This window comes from Natronobacterium haloterrestre, from assembly GCF_900112205.1.
Classification (GTDB): domain Archaea; phylum Halobacteriota; class Halobacteria; order Halobacteriales; family Natrialbaceae; genus Natronobacterium; species Natronobacterium haloterrestre.
The window spans coordinates 270,043-285,456 of sequence record NZ_FOKW01000001.1 but is presented as its reverse complement, the minus strand read 5'-3'; the positions used below and the strand labels follow the sequence as shown (position 1 = coordinate 285,456).

General features: G+C 66.3%; 17 protein-coding genes. 10 read left to right on the top strand and 7 right to left on the bottom strand.

Annotation, left to right across the window (positions count from 1 at the left end):
* Positions 1–73: 73 nt before the first annotated feature.
* Positions 74–346 carry a hypothetical protein gene (locus tag BM113_RS01390; protein WP_089784701.1) on the bottom strand — a complete coding sequence of 91 codons (273 nt, stop codon included), beginning with the start codon at positions 344–346 and terminating at the stop codon, positions 74–76.
* A 133-nt stretch (positions 347–479) separates the two neighbouring features.
* Here BM113_RS01390 and BM113_RS01385 point away from each other — a divergent pair, with 133 nt between their 5' ends.
* From BM113_RS01385 to BM113_RS01355, 7 genes are all read left to right on the top strand, one after another.
* Positions 480–842, top strand: coding sequence for a hypothetical protein (locus BM113_RS01385; RefSeq protein ID WP_089784699.1), 363 nt, complete (start codon positions 480–482; stop codon positions 840–842).
* A 49-nt stretch (positions 843–891) separates the two neighbouring features.
* On the top strand, positions 892–1,182 hold the full coding sequence (locus tag BM113_RS01380) for a ubiquitin-like small modifier protein 1 (RefSeq protein ID WP_089784698.1): 291 nt from the start codon (positions 892–894) through the stop codon (positions 1,180–1,182).
* Between the two features lie 90 nt (positions 1,183–1,272).
* Positions 1,273–2,148 carry an AzlC family ABC transporter permease gene (locus tag BM113_RS01375; RefSeq protein WP_089784696.1) on the top strand — a complete coding sequence of 292 codons (876 nt, stop codon included), beginning with the start codon at positions 1,273–1,275 and terminating at the stop codon, positions 2,146–2,148.
* Complete coding sequence (locus tag BM113_RS01370) at positions 2,141–2,482, top strand: AzlD family protein (RefSeq protein ID WP_089784695.1); 342 nt, start codon at positions 2,141–2,143, stop codon at positions 2,480–2,482. Before BM113_RS01375 ends, BM113_RS01370 begins: the two co-directional genes overlap by 8 nt.
* 63 nt (positions 2,483–2,545) lie before the next feature.
* The gene (locus tag BM113_RS01365) at positions 2,546–2,812 is read left to right on the top strand and encodes a MoaD-like domain-containing protein (protein ID WP_089784693.1); all 267 of its coding nucleotides are present in this window, start codon (positions 2,546–2,548) and stop codon (positions 2,810–2,812) included.
* 2 nt (positions 2,813–2,814) lie between these two features.
* Positions 2,815–3,216 (top strand): DUF8048 family protein, encoded by a 402-nt coding sequence (locus tag BM113_RS01360; RefSeq protein WP_089784691.1) that lies wholly within the window; start codon positions 2,815–2,817, stop codon positions 3,214–3,216.
* Between the two features lie 237 nt (positions 3,217–3,453).
* On the top strand, positions 3,454–3,906 hold the full coding sequence (locus BM113_RS01355) for a pyridoxamine 5'-phosphate oxidase family protein (RefSeq protein WP_089784690.1): 453 nt from the start codon (positions 3,454–3,456) through the stop codon (positions 3,904–3,906).
* A 168-nt stretch (positions 3,907–4,074) separates the two neighbouring features.
* On the opposite strand, the gene BM113_RS01350 is transcribed toward BM113_RS01355, so the two are convergent.
* Together BM113_RS01350 and BM113_RS01345 are read right to left on the bottom strand one after the other, a co-directional pair.
* On the bottom strand, positions 4,075–4,224 hold the full coding sequence (locus tag BM113_RS01350) for a DUF7560 family zinc ribbon protein (protein WP_089784688.1): 150 nt from the start codon (positions 4,222–4,224) through the stop codon (positions 4,075–4,077).
* Positions 4,225–4,370: 146 nt separating this feature from the next.
* Positions 4,371–5,048, bottom strand: coding sequence for a helix-turn-helix domain-containing protein (locus tag BM113_RS01345; RefSeq protein WP_089784687.1), 678 nt, complete (start codon positions 5,046–5,048; stop codon positions 4,371–4,373).
* Between the two features lie 212 nt (positions 5,049–5,260).
* On the opposite strand from BM113_RS01345, the gene BM113_RS01340 reads away from it, so the two are divergent.
* Positions 5,261–5,641 (top strand): winged helix-turn-helix domain-containing protein, encoded by a 381-nt coding sequence (locus BM113_RS01340; protein ID WP_007142269.1) that lies wholly within the window; start codon positions 5,261–5,263, stop codon positions 5,639–5,641.
* Positions 5,642–5,943: 302 nt separating this feature from the next.
* Here BM113_RS01340 and BM113_RS01335 read toward each other — a convergent pair whose 3' ends face one another.
* The 3 genes from BM113_RS01335 to BM113_RS01325 all read right to left on the bottom strand — a co-directional run bounded on the left by BM113_RS01335 (position 5,944) and on the right by BM113_RS01325 (position 10,297).
* Entirely contained in the window at positions 5,944–7,869 is a 1,926-nt protein-coding gene (locus tag BM113_RS01335; protein ID WP_089784686.1) for an aldehyde ferredoxin oxidoreductase family protein, read from the bottom strand.
* A gap of 264 nt (positions 7,870–8,133) precedes the next feature.
* The gene (locus BM113_RS01330) at positions 8,134–8,319 is read right to left on the bottom strand and encodes a DUF1328 family protein (RefSeq protein WP_089784684.1); all 186 of its coding nucleotides are present in this window, start codon (positions 8,317–8,319) and stop codon (positions 8,134–8,136) included.
* A 91-nt stretch (positions 8,320–8,410) separates the two neighbouring features.
* Positions 8,411–10,297, bottom strand: a complete 1,887-nt coding sequence (locus BM113_RS01325) for a bacterio-opsin activator domain-containing protein (protein ID WP_089784682.1) — start codon at positions 10,295–10,297, stop codon at positions 8,411–8,413.
* 94 nt (positions 10,298–10,391) lie between these two features.
* On the opposite strand from BM113_RS01325, the gene BM113_RS01320 reads away from it, so the two are divergent.
* Both BM113_RS01320 and BM113_RS01315 read left to right on the top strand, forming a co-directional pair.
* Positions 10,392–10,580, top strand: coding sequence for an HVO_0649 family zinc finger protein (locus tag BM113_RS01320; RefSeq protein WP_007142265.1), 189 nt, complete (start codon positions 10,392–10,394; stop codon positions 10,578–10,580).
* Between the two features lie 186 nt (positions 10,581–10,766).
* The gene (locus BM113_RS01315; RefSeq protein ID WP_089784680.1) at positions 10,767–11,864 is read left to right on the top strand and encodes an archaeosine biosynthesis radical SAM protein RaSEA; all 1,098 of its coding nucleotides are present in this window, start codon (positions 10,767–10,769) and stop codon (positions 11,862–11,864) included.
* A 13-nt stretch (positions 11,865–11,877) separates the two neighbouring features.
* Here BM113_RS01315 and BM113_RS01310 read toward each other — a convergent pair whose 3' ends face one another.
* Positions 11,878–15,378, bottom strand: coding sequence for a PAS domain S-box protein (locus BM113_RS01310; RefSeq protein WP_089785544.1), 3,501 nt, complete (start codon positions 15,376–15,378; stop codon positions 11,878–11,880).
* Positions 15,379–15,414 lie beyond the last annotated feature (36 nt).

The following is a 15,414-nucleotide window of genomic DNA, read 5'->3' as shown; positions in this document are numbered from 1 at the left end:
GGAACGGACCGCGACGTTCCTCCGAAAAGCGGTACGAAGGCGGATCGTCCCGCCGATTCTCTCCCCAGGGCGCCTAGCTGTCGTCCTCGTCGTCCTCCTCGTCTTCGCCCATTCCGGCGTCTTCCTCTTCTTCCTCTTCGGCCATGCCCTGACCGTTGCCGGTACCTTCCTCGGATTCGGTCTCTCCTTCCTCGCCTTCGGGCTGGACCCCGTCGTCCTCGCCGCCGCCCTCTTCACCCGGACCGCCACAGCCGGCGAGGACGACCGTCGACAGCACCCCGCCCGCGGTCCCGAGCAGTCGTCGACGCGTCGATCGCTCCTGGCGCCGCTCACGAGTACGAGTCATTCTCGAGTTCGAATCCGGTATAGGGACCGATAAGTCGACGGCCGACACTCGCGTGGTCGCTCGGGGGCCGTGTGGATTCACACCGCGCGATTTCCTCCCAAGGGTTCAAATCCGTTCAGTGTCAGTGAACGGTATGGAGCGCGACACGGAGTTTGCCGTCTCACGCGAGGGAACCACCCTCGTCACGCTACACGAGGGAAGCGATACGACCGCCCGCGACGAGGCGACCGCGGAACTGACCGAGACGCTCGAGGGACTGACCGACGAGGGAACGATCGCCGACTGGACGGTCGACGGCGCCGAAGTGTACGAGCACCCGGCCGGTCCCTTCGATCCCTATACCGTCACCGTCGGGTTCGCGGTCACGGTGACGGTTACGGCCGACGACGCCGACCGGGCGGTCGAGATCGGTGCGAACGCGATCGACGACGCCCTCGAGCGCGCGGAGGTGGAGTCGATCTCCTATACTACCTCGCCGGCCGCGTCCGCGTCGTAGCCCCGTCGCTGACCGTCCGTATTATGTCGACTGACGACGACCCTCATCTATGGAGATCGACCTGCGATTCTTCGCGACCTTTCGCGAGGCCGTCGGCCAGAAGGAACACACGCGGGAGTTCGGCGGGGACGTGACCGTCGGCGAGGTGCTCGCGACACTCGAGTCGGAGTACGAGGGGCTAGAGGGGCAACTGCTCAGCGACGGCGCGATCCGGGGCCAGTTGAGCGTGCTCAAGAACGGCCGCGACGTGACCCACATGGAGGGTCCCGAGACGGAACTCGAGGACGGCGACGTCGTGTCGGTGTTCCCGCCGGTTGCAGGCGGCTGCGACGGGCGCTGACCGGGGCCGCGGCCGACGTCTCCCCCTCGCCCGCCGGCGGTTTCGGGAACGATTTACGCCTCGAGCGCAGGAGGGTGACCTAGACCCTCGATGGATCTCGACTCCGAACCTGGCGAATCGTCCGACGACCTCGAGCGGCCGAGCCGGACCGATGAAGACGCTCGCGACGGCGGCGAGGGGCTCGATCCCGCGACCGCCGTCGATTCGGGGGCCGAACTCGAACGTGAGGTCGGTCCCGGTCCCGGTCCCGGTTCCGACCCCGACCCCGACCCCGATCCCGCCCACATCACGTTCGGGCGGGACGGGCTCCGGGCCGGCTTTCTCAACTGCCTTCCGGTCGCACTCGGGGTCGGCGGCTACGGCATCGCTTTCGGCGTGCTTGCCAGCCAGGTCGGGCTGAGCGTCGCCGAAGCGGCGTTGATGAGCGGGACCGTCCTCGCGGGCGCGTCCCAGATCGTCGCCGTGGAACTGTGGGCCGATCCGCTCCCGGCCGCGACCATCGTCTTCACCGTGTTCGCGATCAACCTTCGGTACTCGCTGATGGGGGCGGCGCTGCAGCCGTGGTTCGAGCGGCTCTCTCCCGCGAAAGTCTACGGGAGTCTCTACTTCATGGCCGACGAGAACTGGGCGCTGACGATGCGGGACCTGCGGGCCGGGAACGCACGGGGTGCGTTCCTGCTGGGGAGCGGGATCGCGATCTGGCTCTTCTGGGTCGGCGCGACGATCCTCGGCGCGGTCGCCGGCGAACTCGTCGGCGATCCCACGCGGTACGGGTTCGACTTCATCCTCGCGGCCGTCTTCGTCGCGCTCGCGGCCGAGTTGTGGGAGGGGCGGTCGACGCTCGTTCCCTGGGTCGTCGCGCTCGGGACCGCCGTCGTCGCCGCCGAGTTCCTCCCGGGCCGGTGGTACATCCTGCTGGGCGGACTGGTCGCCGCGGCCGTCGAGGTGATCCGGTACGATGACTGACGGCGCCCTGTCGCTGGATCCGTCCGTCGTCGCCGTCATCCTCGCGATGGCCGCCGTCACGGTCCTCACGAAAGTCGGCGGTATCTGGCTCGTCCGACAGGTCGAACTGGGCGACCGACTCGAGGCCGGTCTCTCCGTACTCCCCGGCGCGATCGTAATTGCCCTGCTCGGGCCGGAACTCGCCGCGGGCGGGCCGCCCGAGTGGGCGGCGGCCGCCGTCGTGCTCGGGGTCATGTGGCGCACCGAGAACATCCTGTTTGCCCTCTGTGCCGGCGTGCTCTCGGTGGTCGCGTTCCGGGCGCTCGCGGCCGGCACCGGCCTGCCGATCGCGTGAGAGATCGGGGACGTAGCTAACCTCCTTGCGAACGAATTTACTCGCGGAAACCCAAAGGCGGGTATGACGACTCGCGTCGAGCGCTCCTTTCGCGGGATTTCCGAGCGCCTCGCGGTGCGATACCTGACGAACCTGGGCGGCGAACGAGTGGCCGACGACACGGTCGCGGACGAGGACGGGGAGTGGACGGCCACGTTCTCGAGCGATACCGTCGAGATCGGTCCCTCCCTGTCGCTGACCGAGATCACCGTCGTCTTCGAGGGCGACGAGGACGCTCTCGAGTCGCTCGTCGACGACTTCGCACAGAAGGCGATGCGGGCGGGTGGGTAATCGTGAGCGACGTCCCCATCGACGGGCAGGTCCTCATGCTCACCGCCGCGAAGGCGAGCGTCCCCGCCGACCGTCTGCCGGACCTCGTCGAACGAGCACAGACCGCCCTCGAGGCCGACCTGGAGGAGTATCGGCCGGAGTACGAACGGGTGTACGCCGGTCCCGGCACCGAAAACGGTGACGGCGGACTCGAGGCGTTCCTCGTCGAGTGGGGCCACTGGGAGACCGTCGGTGAGGAACTCGGCTTCGAGCGGCGCGAACGCGCCGCGGTTCGGCGCGCCCACGAGGAGCAACTCCTGCGTCTCGGCCGTCGCGCCGACCGCGAGGACGAGTTCGAGACCTCCCTCGAGATCCGCGAGCCGGTGCTCGTGGGGGTCGACGCCCCAGATACCGACGCCGACTAGCGACTGCTACGGGTTACTGTCCGTCAGTTCCGGCGCACCCGCGACCCGGGCGGCAGTTGTGCCGGGACATCGGCAGCAATCCGTACGACCTTCCGTGACTCGCCGCCAGCGTTCGACGAACGGTCCGCGCGGACGCCGCTGTTTTCGAAGCTCGCAGTGCGAACTCGGCGGACGACGCTGCGAGGGAAGGTCAAAACTATAAAGATCATGTTTCACCTTTGGCAAAGCACTGAGACGATGGCCATCGACCAAGAAACCGAAATGACCGACGCGGAGATCGACGACTTTCTGAGTCGGCACGAGACCGGCGTCCTCTCCCTTGCGCGCGATAACGAACCTTACTCCATCCCGATCTCGTACGGGTACGACGAGGAGAACCAGGACTTCTACATGCGACTCGTCTCGACCCCGGACAGCGAGAAGCGGGAGTTCCTCGACTCGACGCCCGAGAGCCGACTCGTCATCTACGACGAGGCCGAGTCGACTTACCGGAGCGTGATCGGCAAAGGAACCCTCGAGAACATCGCCCCGGGGGAGCTGACGCCGGACCAGATCGCCCAGTACGGTGACGCGAGACGGCCGCTGTTCGAGATCTGGGCACAGGGGAAAGACGAACTCGATATCGAACTCTATCGACTCTCTCCCGAGACGCTCGAGGGACGGCGGACGGTCGTCGACCGAGAGAAGTAGGCCGAGTTCCGAGGGGACGACCGCGAGGATCGGAAACTGGACGAAGCCGAACTCTCGTCCGTCCTGCGGTACGTCGAGGATCGAACGCGATCGGAAGAGGAGACTGTCAGAGACGGGAGACGGGAAACGGGAACGGAGACCGACCCCGGAGAGTTACCGGACGGCCGACTAGTTCGTCTGCTGTTTACCGGCGAAGTCGGCCGGCGACACTTCGGCACCACAGACGGGACAACCGTGGTTCAGGGTCGCTTCCCGCATCGAATCATTGACTTCGATTTCTTGCCCGCACTCCGGGCAGGTGAATTCGTATCTGCTCATGTCGGAATTCGTGTTCGATCTGGCGTGCTCGTTCGGGTCCGGTGGAGACGTAGGCTGGCTACGTTCATAGCTGTTCGTCCGTTATATATAGGATTGCGGTTCGGTTCCGGAAACCAGTAGTTCCCGAAGAGTTCTTGAACCATGAACTATCGACCGCCTCCGTCGTGGTCGAGAATCGCGTCCAGGAGTTTCGTCTGTGCCGCGGCGAGATGTTCCGTGAAGGTCGTACCCGTAATCCCGAGTTCGTCGGCAACCTCGCCGGCGTTCGCCCGCTTCGGGTGTTCGAAGTACCCCATCCGGTGGGCCGTCTCGAGTACCTCGAGCTGGCGCGCGGTCAGCGTGCTTCGGTCGACGAACACCAGGTTCTGTTCGCTGTGGTCCTGCTGGGACTGGAGCAGCCGCTGGACGTCGATGGTCGAACACTGCTCCTGGAGTTCGCCGATGATCGCCTGCAGCCCCTGCATGTCCGGGGCGTGAAACGTGATGTACAGCGACGATCCGTTCGCGCGCACGTCGACGACGGGACAGTCGAACCCCTCGACGATCTCGCAGGGACAGCCACAGCCGAGGTCGCGGCCGAAGCGGTAGACGGAACTCGAGCCGTAGGAGAAAATCTCCGTCAGTTCACGGTCGCCGTCACGTTCCGGATCGTCGCCCGGTTCCCCGGGCTCGAGCAGGAACTCCTCGGCGACGCGGTCGGGTGCGCCGGGATCGACGCTCTTCGAGACCGAGTGGACCGTCCCGCTCGTGTCTGCTGCAGCGTCGGCGACGGTGCACGACGGCGGGTCGTCGATCCTGATCTCGGCGCGGATTCCCGAGGTCATGGTACGGCTATCGATGGGGGGCCCTCCTCCGTAAACCCTCTGTCCTCGATGCCGTCGAATCGAGTGGTCCGGTCACTCGACCCGTGGTATCGTGTATCACAAATCGCGGGGAAGGGACGCTGTCGCGGCCGATACTGGCAACCCCATATAAAGAGCCCTGTATTTATTGGGACTCATTTGGAGGGGGACTGGTGGATACTAGAGAGTGAACGATGTCCGCTACGAACCCAGACGCGACGCGAGGATGGCTCACTGAAGAGGAAACCGCCGACGCCGGCACCGTGCTCTCGGCCCTGGACGACGACGCCTGCCGGGCGATCCTCGAGGCGACCAGCCAGGAGGCTCTGACTGCGACCGAACTCTCGGACCAGTGTGACATTCCGACCTCGACCGCCTACCGCAAAGTCGAGAAACTGACCGACGCCGGACTCGTCGAGGAGAAAGTCCGGATCAACACCTCCGGCAAGCACGCCACCGAGTACCGGACGTGTTTCGACGACGTCGTCGTTTCCCTGGCCGACGGCAGCGTCGAACTCGAGCTGACGAAAGCGGAGAGTCAGAGCGGGTCCGCGGCCCCGATCGCCGGCGACTGAGGACTGTCGAGCGATTCGACGCGACCGCAACCGCGACCGCGACTGCGATCGCGGCTGCAATCACCGGCGCGGCTCGGGGCCCGTCGTAGCGGACGTCTCGAGCACTTCCGGTGGATTCGATCTACTCTTTCTCTCTGCCCTTTGCTCTCCGCTTTCCGGTTTCGGAGCGATCCCCCGTCGGCCGAGTGGCGTTCCTGCTGGCTGACCTCGCGATCGACGCGAGCCGGGGCTGTCGCCCACGGCGGTGAAAAACGGAGAAGTGACGATCGATCGACCGCGTCGACGGAGTCCTCGGGGATCGATCAGTCGTCCGAGGGAGCCGCGGCGCCGCCTTCGCTACTGACGCCCGTGCCGGGGCCGACCTCGATCCCGAGTTCGTCGAGTTTCTCGTCGGGAACGACGCCGTCGACCCAGCCGCGGTAGTCGTAGTACTCCGCTTTCATCTCCTCGAGTTCGCAGTACTCGCCCTCGCTTGCACCCTGGCCGCGGATGCCGTCCTCGAGGAACCGCTCGGGCAGCGAGTCGTCGGAGCCGTCAAACCCGTTGAGGTTGTTGTAGTACCGTTCGAGGTTGTAGACGCGTTCGCCGGCCTCCATCAGTTCGTCCTCGGAGACGTCGCGACCGGTCATGCCGTTGTACTGCAGGACGTACTCCTCGATGCCCTCCGCGAAGGCGTTGAACTTACAGATGTCGAAGGAGTCGCTGATGGCGTGTAGGTCCTGGAACTCCGCGGTGAGTTCGCCCTTGCCTTCCCACTCGTAGGGATCGACTTTCTCGGGGATGCCGAGGATTTCGGCGGCGGGCGTGTAGCCGCGCAGGTGACACGCGCCGCGGTTCGAGGTGGCGTAGCCGATCCCCATGCCCTTCATACAGCGCGGGTCGTAGGCGGGGATCGTCTGGCCCTTGACCGCCAGAGAGTTGTCGTGGGCGCCGATTTCGTCGGCGACGCGGCGGGCACCCTCCGCGAGCAGGTCGGCGAGTTCGTCCTCGCGGTGGGCGATCTTCTCGATCATCTCGATCATCGTCTCGGTGTCGCCCCAGTCGAGTCCGCCGACGTCCTCGAGTTTGCCCTCCTCGGTCATCTCCATGGCCATCGCCATCATGTTGCCCGTCTCGATGGTGTCGATCCCCATGTCGTTACAGCGATCGATCATCAGGGCGACGTCGTCGCGCTCTGTGTGGCCGGAGTTGGGGCCGAGGGCGAACGCCGACTCGTACTCGTAAGACTCCATCCGGACGTTCATCTCCTCGCCCTTGTGCATCGCCTGGACCTCGACTTCCTTCTTGCAGGCGACGGGACAGGAGTGACAGGTCGGCTCGTCGACGAGGATGTTCTCGCGGACGTTCTCGCCGGAGACCTCCTCGGCGTCCAGGTCGGCGTCCTCGGCGTCGCGCATGCTCCGGGTCGAGGTGTACTTCGCGTTGCGCGTCGGCAGGCCGTCCATCTCCTCGGTGATGTTCATCAGGACGTTCGTCCCGAACTGCGAGAGGCCGCCCTCGTTGGGCGCGGTAACGTCGGACTCCTGGATGGCCTGCATCGCCTGCTGGTGGCCCTCCTTGAACGTCTCGGGGTCGGCCGGCTGGGGCATCTTCGTGCCGGATTTCACGACGATGGCCTTGAGGTTCTTCGACCCCATGACACAGCCCGTGCCACCGCGGCCGGAGGCACGGTCGTCCTCGTTCATGATACAGGCGTAGCGAACCTCGTTCTCCCCGCCGGGGCCGATCCCCATGAAGCTCAGGTTCTTCCCGTAGGACCCATCGACCTCCTCCTCGAGGGTCTCCCGGGTCTCGTGGACGCCCTCCCCCCAGACGTGGGAGGCGTCCCGGAGTTCGACCTCACCGTCCTCGACGACGGCGTAGACCGGGTCGTCGGCCTCGCCCTCGAACAGTAGACCGTCGAAACCGGCCCACTTCAGACGCGCGCCGGACCAGCCGCCGTGGTGACTGTCGGTAACGGTGCCGGTCAGCGGCGACTTGGTACAGACCGCGATCCGGCCGCTCATCGTCACTTGCGTGCCCGACAGCGGTCCGTTCATGAACGCAAGCAGATTGTCGGGACCGAGCGGATCCACGTCCGGCTCCTGTTCGAAGACGTACTTCACCCCCAGTCCCCGCGCCCCGATGTATTTCTTCGCGTCTTCCTCGTCTATCGACTCGTAGTCGACCGACCCCTCGGAGAGATCGACGCGGGCGACCCTGTCCTGGAAACCGCCGAGTTCTGTCATGGTAACGCCTCGTCCTTATCTTCGGTCTCCAGGGTGTTAGGGGTTGCCAACGCAAGGTAACCAATATTGGTTACACACTCGAGACGGGTGAATCCCGGAGACGATTGCCGCTTTTCCTGCTCGTCGGGCGGGGCAAGTGCTGCCGTAGCGTAACTGGTCCCGCACGAACCGGGTGGACAGCGGCTCCGATCGATGAGTCGGGACCGCTGCTACCGACGCCGCCTCGCCGTTCCGTGTCCCGTTGTCCTACCGTCTCGACCGCGCTCACAGTAACAGCGCAACGATCGCGAGCACGATGAAGACGAGCACGAAGATCCGGGCGATCTCCATGGAGATTCCGGCGACCCCGCGCGCGCCGACCGCCGCCGCGATGATCGCGAGGACGAAGAACACGATCGCCCAGTAAAGGAACTCGCCGCCGGCCTGAAGCGGTAGTGCGTACTCGAGCATAGACGTCGGTATCACGACCCGCAGTATAAACGCCGGGTACGGTTTGGGCCGCTAACGAGGGGCTACAGCCCCGGTAACGACGGATTCAGCCCTACTCCCCTTCAAAGAACGCCCTGCAAAGCTTTCCCTCCGCGGAGCGCAGGTGCTCGTGGAACGTCGGCCGGGAGACGTCCATCGAGTCGGCGAGTTCCTCGCCGGTCGTCGGCCGTGGCCACTCGAAGTAGCCCCCGAGGTACGCTCGCTGGAGCGCGGCGAACTGCCGGTCCGTGAGGTCGCTCTCGAGGCGGGCGGCGAACTCCTGGCGGGTCTCGTCGTCCCGGTCGCGGTGGCGGAACGAGCGGACGTCGGTCCGGTCGTACCGCTCCTCGACCGCCTCGACGATCGAGCGGACGTTCGCGGACCGCGGGATCTCGAGGGTCAGGGTCGCGCGGCCATCCTCGGCCTCGACCGATTTGGTGCGCACGCCGCGTTCCGAGAGCCAGCCGACCGGATCGTCGCCGCCGGTGAGTTCGACCAGACAGCCGTCGTCACGTTCGACGACCACGTGACAGTCGAGGTCTTCGTAGGCCGCGGCGGCGTCGACGAGCGCCGCGGGATCGCCCGTCGCGGAGAACATCGAGGCCGTCCCGTCGGCCCCCGAGCGGTGGACCGAACGGCGGTACTCGAGGTGACAGTCCGCGTCGGCCGAGAGCGCGGCCGGGGCGACGGCGTCGTCTTCGATCTCGAGTTCGACCGCGACGACCGCGTCGGTCTCGAGGACGCGGCTGGTCTCGCGTGCGTTGACCCCGCTTGCGACCGCGCGGGCGAGCGCCGAGAGGATCACCGATTCTCGGTCGTCGACCTCTCGATCGCCCTCGATGTGCAGCGTCAGCACGCCGTACTCGATGTCGTTGTAGAACAGCGGGAACGCGGCCACCGTCGTCCCGTCGACGGTACCGACGGCGACGGCCTGGTTCGGGAGCGTCGCCGCGGCAGGGTGGTCGGCGTCGATCGGGATCGGTTCCGGATCGGAGTCGATTCCCGCGCTCGTCCGAACCTCGATCGTTCCCGTCGCGGGGTTGCGCTCGCCGATCCAGGCCCCTTCGTAGGCCTCCTCCGAGGCGATCCGGTCACAGACTGCCTCCTCGAGTTGTGCCCGGCCGGTCGAACCTGCGACGGCGGCCGTGACGTCCTGGACCAGTCCCTCGACCCGGTCGAGGATGTACTCGAGTTCCTCGGTTCGGCGCTCGAGTTCGAGTTCGGCCTCCTTGCGCGCGGTGATGTCGTTCTGGAAGCCGACGTAGTTCGTGACCTCGCCGTCGTCGTTGCGGACGGGCGCGATGGTCACCTCGTTCCAGAACTCGGTGCCGTCCTTGCGGTAGTTCTTGATCTCGACGGTGACGGGATAGTCCTCGTCGACGGCCTTCGCCATCTGGGCGATCGCCTCCTCGCTCGAGTCTTCTCCCTGCAGGAGCCGGCAGTTGCGTCCGACGACGTCGTCGTAGTTGTAGCCGGTGATCTCCTGATACGCGTCGTTGATGTAGACCAGCGGGTTGTCCTCGCGGTCGGGGTCGGAGATCGAGATCCCGACCGGTGCCTCGTCGATCGCACGGTCTTTGATCACGCGATCGCTCACGGTCGACTCGACGTCGTCGCCCGGCCGGAACACGATCGTCGCCGCGTCCGCGTCGCGGTGGACTCGCGCGACGTACCCTCCCGCCTCGAGGTCGACCCGGCGTGCGGCCCCGACGGTCGTCTCGTTGATCGCCTCCTCGAGTCGGTCCCACTCCTCGAGGACGGAACCCGGGTCCGTTTCGGCGACGCTCTCGTTCTCGAGGTCGCTCTCGGGGATTCCGAACACCCGTCGGGCGGCACCGTTCGCGTAGCTGATCCGGCCGTCAGCAACGGCTACGACGGGATCGACGACGTGGTCAAGCGCAGCCGCCGCGGGCGAACGACTGGGCTCGCCCGCGCCGGGCTCCGCGTCGGCATTACTCATATGCCTCCATAGGTAGGGAGGCTTCAAGAACCATTGGGGTCCCGGCCGCCCCGGCACCCTGAATGTTATTACCTCGCGCGTCATACGGTAACATATGTCAGCATACCGATCACCCTTCGACCGGCTCCGCCAGAAGTTCGAGGAGTCGACCGTCGAGTGCGGGCACTGTGGCTACCGCGACACGGAGGCCGGATGGCGAGTGACGGCAACGGGGAGTCGTGTCCAGTACCAGTTCGTCTGTCCGTCCTGTGACGGTGTCGAGACACGGGAGATGCGGCTGTAAGGGTCTCGATCCGAACGCGTCGTCGTCCGCTTTCGTCCGCTTTCGTCCGCGACCGGTAACTGACACGCCACGGGTCGGAACGCTGGCTCACCCGCGAGTCCCGGTCGGGGCAGGTCCCGCTCGAGCGGTGACTGCCCAACGGCGCCAACGAAGGCGCTTTACGGCCTGGGCCGTTTTCCCCTTCTAATGAGTCAACCCACGCCCGAAGTCTACGAGCAGGGCAAGGGCATGGACGCCCACAACCAGGTGATGCGCGAGATTCGTTCGCGCAAGGAGGCCAGCTACGACCCCCACGAGCCGACCCGCGTCTGGCTCGACGAGGACAACACCCCCGGCGGCGTCAAACGGAGCCTGACGATCATTCTCAACACCGGCGGCTGCCGGTGGGCCCGCGCCGGCGGCTGTACCATGTGTGGCTACGTCGCCGAGAGCGTCGACGGCGGGAGCGTCTCTCACGAGGCACTGATGGACCAGATCGAGGTCTGTCTCGAGCACGAAGCGGATAACGGCGACGAGCCGGCGGACCTCATCAAGATCTACACCTCCGGCTCCTTCCTCGACGAACGCGAGGTCGGTGCCGAAACGCGCAGGGCGATCGCCGACACATTCGCCGACCGCGACCGGATCGTCGTCGAGTCGCTGCCGGACTTCGTCGACCGCGAGAAGATCGCCGACTTCACCCAGCACGGGATCGATACGGACGTCGCGATCGGCCTCGAGACGGCGACCGATCGCGTGCGCCACGACTGCGTGAACAAGTACTTCGACTTCGCGGACTTCGAGGAGGCCTGCGCCGAGGCTGCCGCCGCGGACGAGGACGCCGACGACGCCGACGCAGGCATCAAGGCCTACCTCCTGATGAAGCCGCCGTTCCTCACGGAGTCCGAAGCGGTCGAAGACATGATCTCCTCGATCGAACGCTGTGCCGACGTCTCCGGCTGCCATACCGTCTCGATGAACCCCTGTAACGTCCAGCGCTACACCATGGTCGACGACCTCTACTTCTCGGACGGCTACCGGCCGCCGTGGATGTGGTCGATCGCCCACGTCCTCGAGGAGACGGCCGACGTCGACGCCATCGTCGTCTCGGACCCGGTCGGCCACGGCTCCGACCGCGGCCCGCACAACTGCGGGGAGTGCGACGACCTCGTCCAGAAGGCGATCAAGGACTTCGACCTGCGCCAGGACCCGTCGGTCTTCGAGCAGGTTTCCTGTGAATGTGAACTGACCTGGGAGACGGTCATGGAACGCGAGCGGGGGTTCAACCAGCCGCTGACGCGGTAGACGAACCGACGCGCTACGTCCCGGAGTCGGTCTCCAGTCCCCGGTCACGACCCCGACGCCGACCCCGGTCTCGCTCACCGTTTCCGCACTCGACGTCCCCGTCGAACTCCGCCCGCGGCAACTCGATCGTCACTACTGCCCCCCGCGAGCCGTTCTCCGAAAACGAGAGTCGCCCGCCCGAGTGGGTGACCACCCAGTTGACGAGCCACAGGCCCAGGCCGCTGGCGTGGCGCAACTGCGTGATCTCGCGGTCCTCCTGGAGGAGTTCGCGTTCCTCGGCCGGGATACCCGGCCCGTCGTCGGCGACCGAGACCCGGACCATTCCGTCTTCAGCCGCGTCCGCGACCGTTACCTCGATCGACGGCTGCGGGGTGTCGTTGTGCTCGACCGCGTTCTCGAGCACCTGGAACAGCGCCGTCTCGAGGAACTCGGTCCCCCTGGCTGTACAGTCGGGAACCGAGGTCGTCACCTCGGCGTGGGGGTACTCCCGCTCGAGTCGCCCGACCGCGTCGGAGACCAGGTCGGCGAGATCGATCCGACTTGCCGCCGAATCGCCGCGCTCGAGGGTACGTTCGACCCCGCGGGTCTTCTCCGCGAGTTCGATGAGTTCGTTCGCCCGTTCCTGGATCGCCCTGGCGTGTTCGCACCCGTCGACGTCGAGTTCGACCTCGGGGTCGCTCTCGAGGGACTGGAGTTCCTCGAGAAGCAGTTGCGCACAGCCGTCGATGATGTTCATCCCGTTGCGCAGGTCGTGACGCAACACCCGGTTGAGGATCTCGACGCGCTTGCGGTGCTGTTTGCGCTCGGTGATATCGGTATAGACGCCGAAGGTTCGCTCGGAGTAGCCGTCGGTCTCCATCGGAGCCAGCCGGAGCATGAAATCGCGGAGCCCGTCGGTCGTCCGGCGTTTGACCTCCATCTCGACGGTGTCGCCCTGGCTGCCGGTCCGGTTGATGCGCTCGGCTTCGTCCCCGCGGTCGGAGGGGACGATATAGTCGTCGATGGATTCGCCGATCAACTCGGACTCCTCGTAGCCGAAGACGCGTTCGAACGCCGGGTTGACAGCCTCGACGATCGGCTGGGCCCCCTCGTCGACGTATCGCGAACTGACGACGGCGTCCGGAACGTTCTCGAACAGCGCCGCAAAGCGGTCACGCTCGGTGCGCAACTCCGCCTCGAAGGCCAGCCGCTCGAGCGCATCGGAGACGTGTGACAGCAAGAGCTCGGCGAGTTCCTTGTCATCGTCGTCGAACGCATCGTACTCCGTTGACGCGGCCTGGAACACGCCCCGATCGCCGATGGGAACGCTCAGGGCCGACCGGAACCGCTCCGTCGCCGGGTGAGCGTCGTCCCGCTCGCCGACGTCCTCGATGCGGTAGGTCTGCTCGTTCCGATACGTCTTGCCGGCGATCCCCCGGTCGAGCGGGATGCGCCGTTCGTACTGGTCGTCGAACTCCGAGGAGAGTGCCCGCTTGACCAGCGAGTCGTCGTCCTCGTCGGCGAGATAGACCGCGCAAGCGTCGAAGTTCAGCACGTCCTCGGCGGCTTCGACGGCGAGTTCGCAGACCTCGTCCCCGTCCTCACAGTCGTCGAGCCGGGACGCGATCGCGTGAAGGCTCTCGATCTTCGCTTTCTGATCGATGATCTCCCGTTGCATTCGCTTGCGGTCGGTGACGTCGCGGACGATGCCGACGGTTCCCGTTCGGTCGGCGGCCGCGGACCGAACGGAATCGTCCGGCCCGTCGCCTCCCTCCGGCCGCCACAGCGTCGTGTTGATCTCGCAGGGTACCGTCTCGCCGTCGCTCGCCTCGAGGGTCGCCTCGTAGGTCGCGATGCCGTCCTCGCCGACCGACGAGAGCGCGCGGACGCGCTTGCGCCGGCGAGCGTCGCTTTCGTCGGTGAGGATCGTCGAGACGTGGCTTCCGAGGAGATCGTCCCGGTCGTACCCCGTCACCGCAGCTAGCCGATCGTTGACCGTCACGAACCGGCCGTCGGCGTCGAGCGCGTAGACCCCGTCGCCGACGGCTTCGACGATCGTCTCGGTCCGTGCGAGTTCCCGGGTCCGAACCGTCCGATCGAGTGCCGCCTCGACCGTCGCCGCCAGGACTCGCACGAGGTGGATATCCGTGGGATCGAGACGATCCTCTCCCGAGGACGCGATGGTCAGCAGGCCGTGCTCCCCGACGGGATGCAGGATCGCGTTCCCCAGCGAGACGGCGGCGTCCGGTTCGAACTCGACCGGGATTCCGTCGCTCGAGACGTCCGTAAGGACGATCGACTCCCCGTCGGCGTAGGCCGTCCAGAAGTCGGAGTCGCCGGGTTCGACCGGCGGGACGTCGGCCGCGACGGCCTCGAGTTCCGAGGTGGCGCCCTCGAGTTCGAGGTGGCCGGCCTCCTCGTCGTAGAGGCGGATCGTCCCGAGGGGCTGCTCGAGGACCGTTTCGGTCGCGTCAATCACGATCTCCGCGATTCGCTCGGCGGATTCGGCCCGGATGAGTTCGTGAGTCGTCACCTGGAGCGCCTCGAGGGCGTTGGCGCGTTTGTGTTCCTCCGAGACGTCGCGGGCGTACGAGAGAATGCCGACGACCTCGTCGCCGTCGAAAATAGGGGTGTTGACCCACTCACAGACGATAGTCGAACCGTCCGCGCAGACGTTGCGGTTGATCCGCGTCGAGGGCCCGCGGCCGTACTGCTGGTCGACCAGTTCCGACCAGTACTCGCGGGCGGTGTCGCGTTCGGATTCCGGAATCAGTAACTCGAAAGCAGAGGTTCCGAGCGCCTCTTCCGCGCTGTAGCCGAACAGGCCCGTCGCCGTGGCGCTCCAGCCGACCGCCTCGAACTCGCGGTTCCACTCGACGACGGCGAGAGGAATTCCCTCGAAGAACCTGTCGAGAGCTTCGTCGACACGGATCGAACCAGCACCGTCGTCCGTCGAGGAGGGAGAGGAAGAAGAGGAAGAAGAGGAAGAAGAGGAGGGGTCCGACCGGTCGTCCGCACCGGCGTACTCCGGATCGAGAGCCATCGCGGACTCGAGGGTCTCGATCGTGTTGGTCGCGGTGACCGGCGCGCCCTCCGTTCCATCGCGTTCCGTGTCGGCGTCGCGGGTCTTCGGATCGCCGTCGGCGGACGACCCCGGTCCAGGGGAAACTAGCTCTCGGATCCGCCTCGAGAGGGTGTCCAGACCCTGCGAGCGCGGAACGTAGCCGTCGACCCCCGCGGCGACGAGTTCGCCCGCGAGGGCCTCGCTCCCGTCGGTCGGGAAGGCGACGATCGGCACGTTCGGCCGCCGGTCGCGGATCCGTTCACAGAGGTCCACGGGATCGGTCTCCGGGAGGCCCGCGACGACTACGCAGTCTGCACTCGGGAGAGCCTCCAGGCAGTCCCGAACGCCGTCGACGACCGTCGTGACGGCACCGTCGATAGTGTCGGTGTCGTCCGTTCCGTCGTCGAGCGGGGACTCGAGTCCCTCCGGTGGCGTATCGTCGGCGAAGACGACGCGGGTTCGACCAGTCATCGTCTGTATCGGAGCCGTTGCGTCCATTGAGCCGAT

Bases quoted from the DNA above. Each gene is read 5' to 3' on its own strand.
- BM113_RS01390 (WP_089784701.1), bottom strand. From the start codon at position 346: ATGACTCGTACTCGTGAGCGGCGCCAGGAGCGATCGACGCGTCGACGA.
- BM113_RS01385 (WP_089784699.1), top strand. From the start codon at position 480: ATGGAGCGCGACACGGAGTTTGCCGTCTCACGCGAGGGAACCACCCTC.
- BM113_RS01380 (WP_089784698.1), top strand. From the start codon at position 892: ATGGAGATCGACCTGCGATTCTTCGCGACCTTTCGCGAGGCCGTCGGC.
- BM113_RS01375 (WP_089784696.1), top strand. From the start codon at position 1,273: ATGGATCTCGACTCCGAACCTGGCGAATCGTCCGACGACCTCGAGCGG.
- BM113_RS01370 (WP_089784695.1), top strand. From the start codon at position 2,141: ATGACTGACGGCGCCCTGTCGCTGGATCCGTCCGTCGTCGCCGTCATC.
- BM113_RS01365 (WP_089784693.1), top strand. From the start codon at position 2,546: ATGACGACTCGCGTCGAGCGCTCCTTTCGCGGGATTTCCGAGCGCCTC.
- BM113_RS01355 (WP_089784690.1), top strand. From the start codon at position 3,454: ATGGCCATCGACCAAGAAACCGAAATGACCGACGCGGAGATCGACGAC.
- BM113_RS01350 (WP_089784688.1), bottom strand. From the start codon at position 4,224: ATGAGCAGATACGAATTCACCTGCCCGGAGTGCGGGCAAGAAATCGAA.
- BM113_RS01345 (WP_089784687.1), bottom strand. From the start codon at position 5,048: ATGACCTCGGGAATCCGCGCCGAGATCAGGATCGACGACCCGCCGTCG.
- BM113_RS01340 (WP_007142269.1), top strand. From the start codon at position 5,261: ATGTCCGCTACGAACCCAGACGCGACGCGAGGATGGCTCACTGAAGAG.
- BM113_RS01335 (WP_089784686.1), bottom strand. From the start codon at position 7,869: ATGACAGAACTCGGCGGTTTCCAGGACAGGGTCGCCCGCGTCGATCTC.
- BM113_RS01330 (WP_089784684.1), bottom strand. From the start codon at position 8,319: ATGCTCGAGTACGCACTACCGCTTCAGGCCGGCGGCGAGTTCCTTTAC.
- BM113_RS01325 (WP_089784682.1), bottom strand. From the start codon at position 10,297: ATGAGTAATGCCGACGCGGAGCCCGGCGCGGGCGAGCCCAGTCGTTCG.
- BM113_RS01320 (WP_007142265.1), top strand. From the start codon at position 10,392: ATGTCAGCATACCGATCACCCTTCGACCGGCTCCGCCAGAAGTTCGAG.
- BM113_RS01315 (WP_089784680.1), top strand. From the start codon at position 10,767: ATGAGTCAACCCACGCCCGAAGTCTACGAGCAGGGCAAGGGCATGGAC.
- BM113_RS01310 (WP_089785544.1), bottom strand. From the start codon at position 15,378: ATGACTGGTCGAACCCGCGTCGTCTTCGCCGACGATACGCCACCGGAG.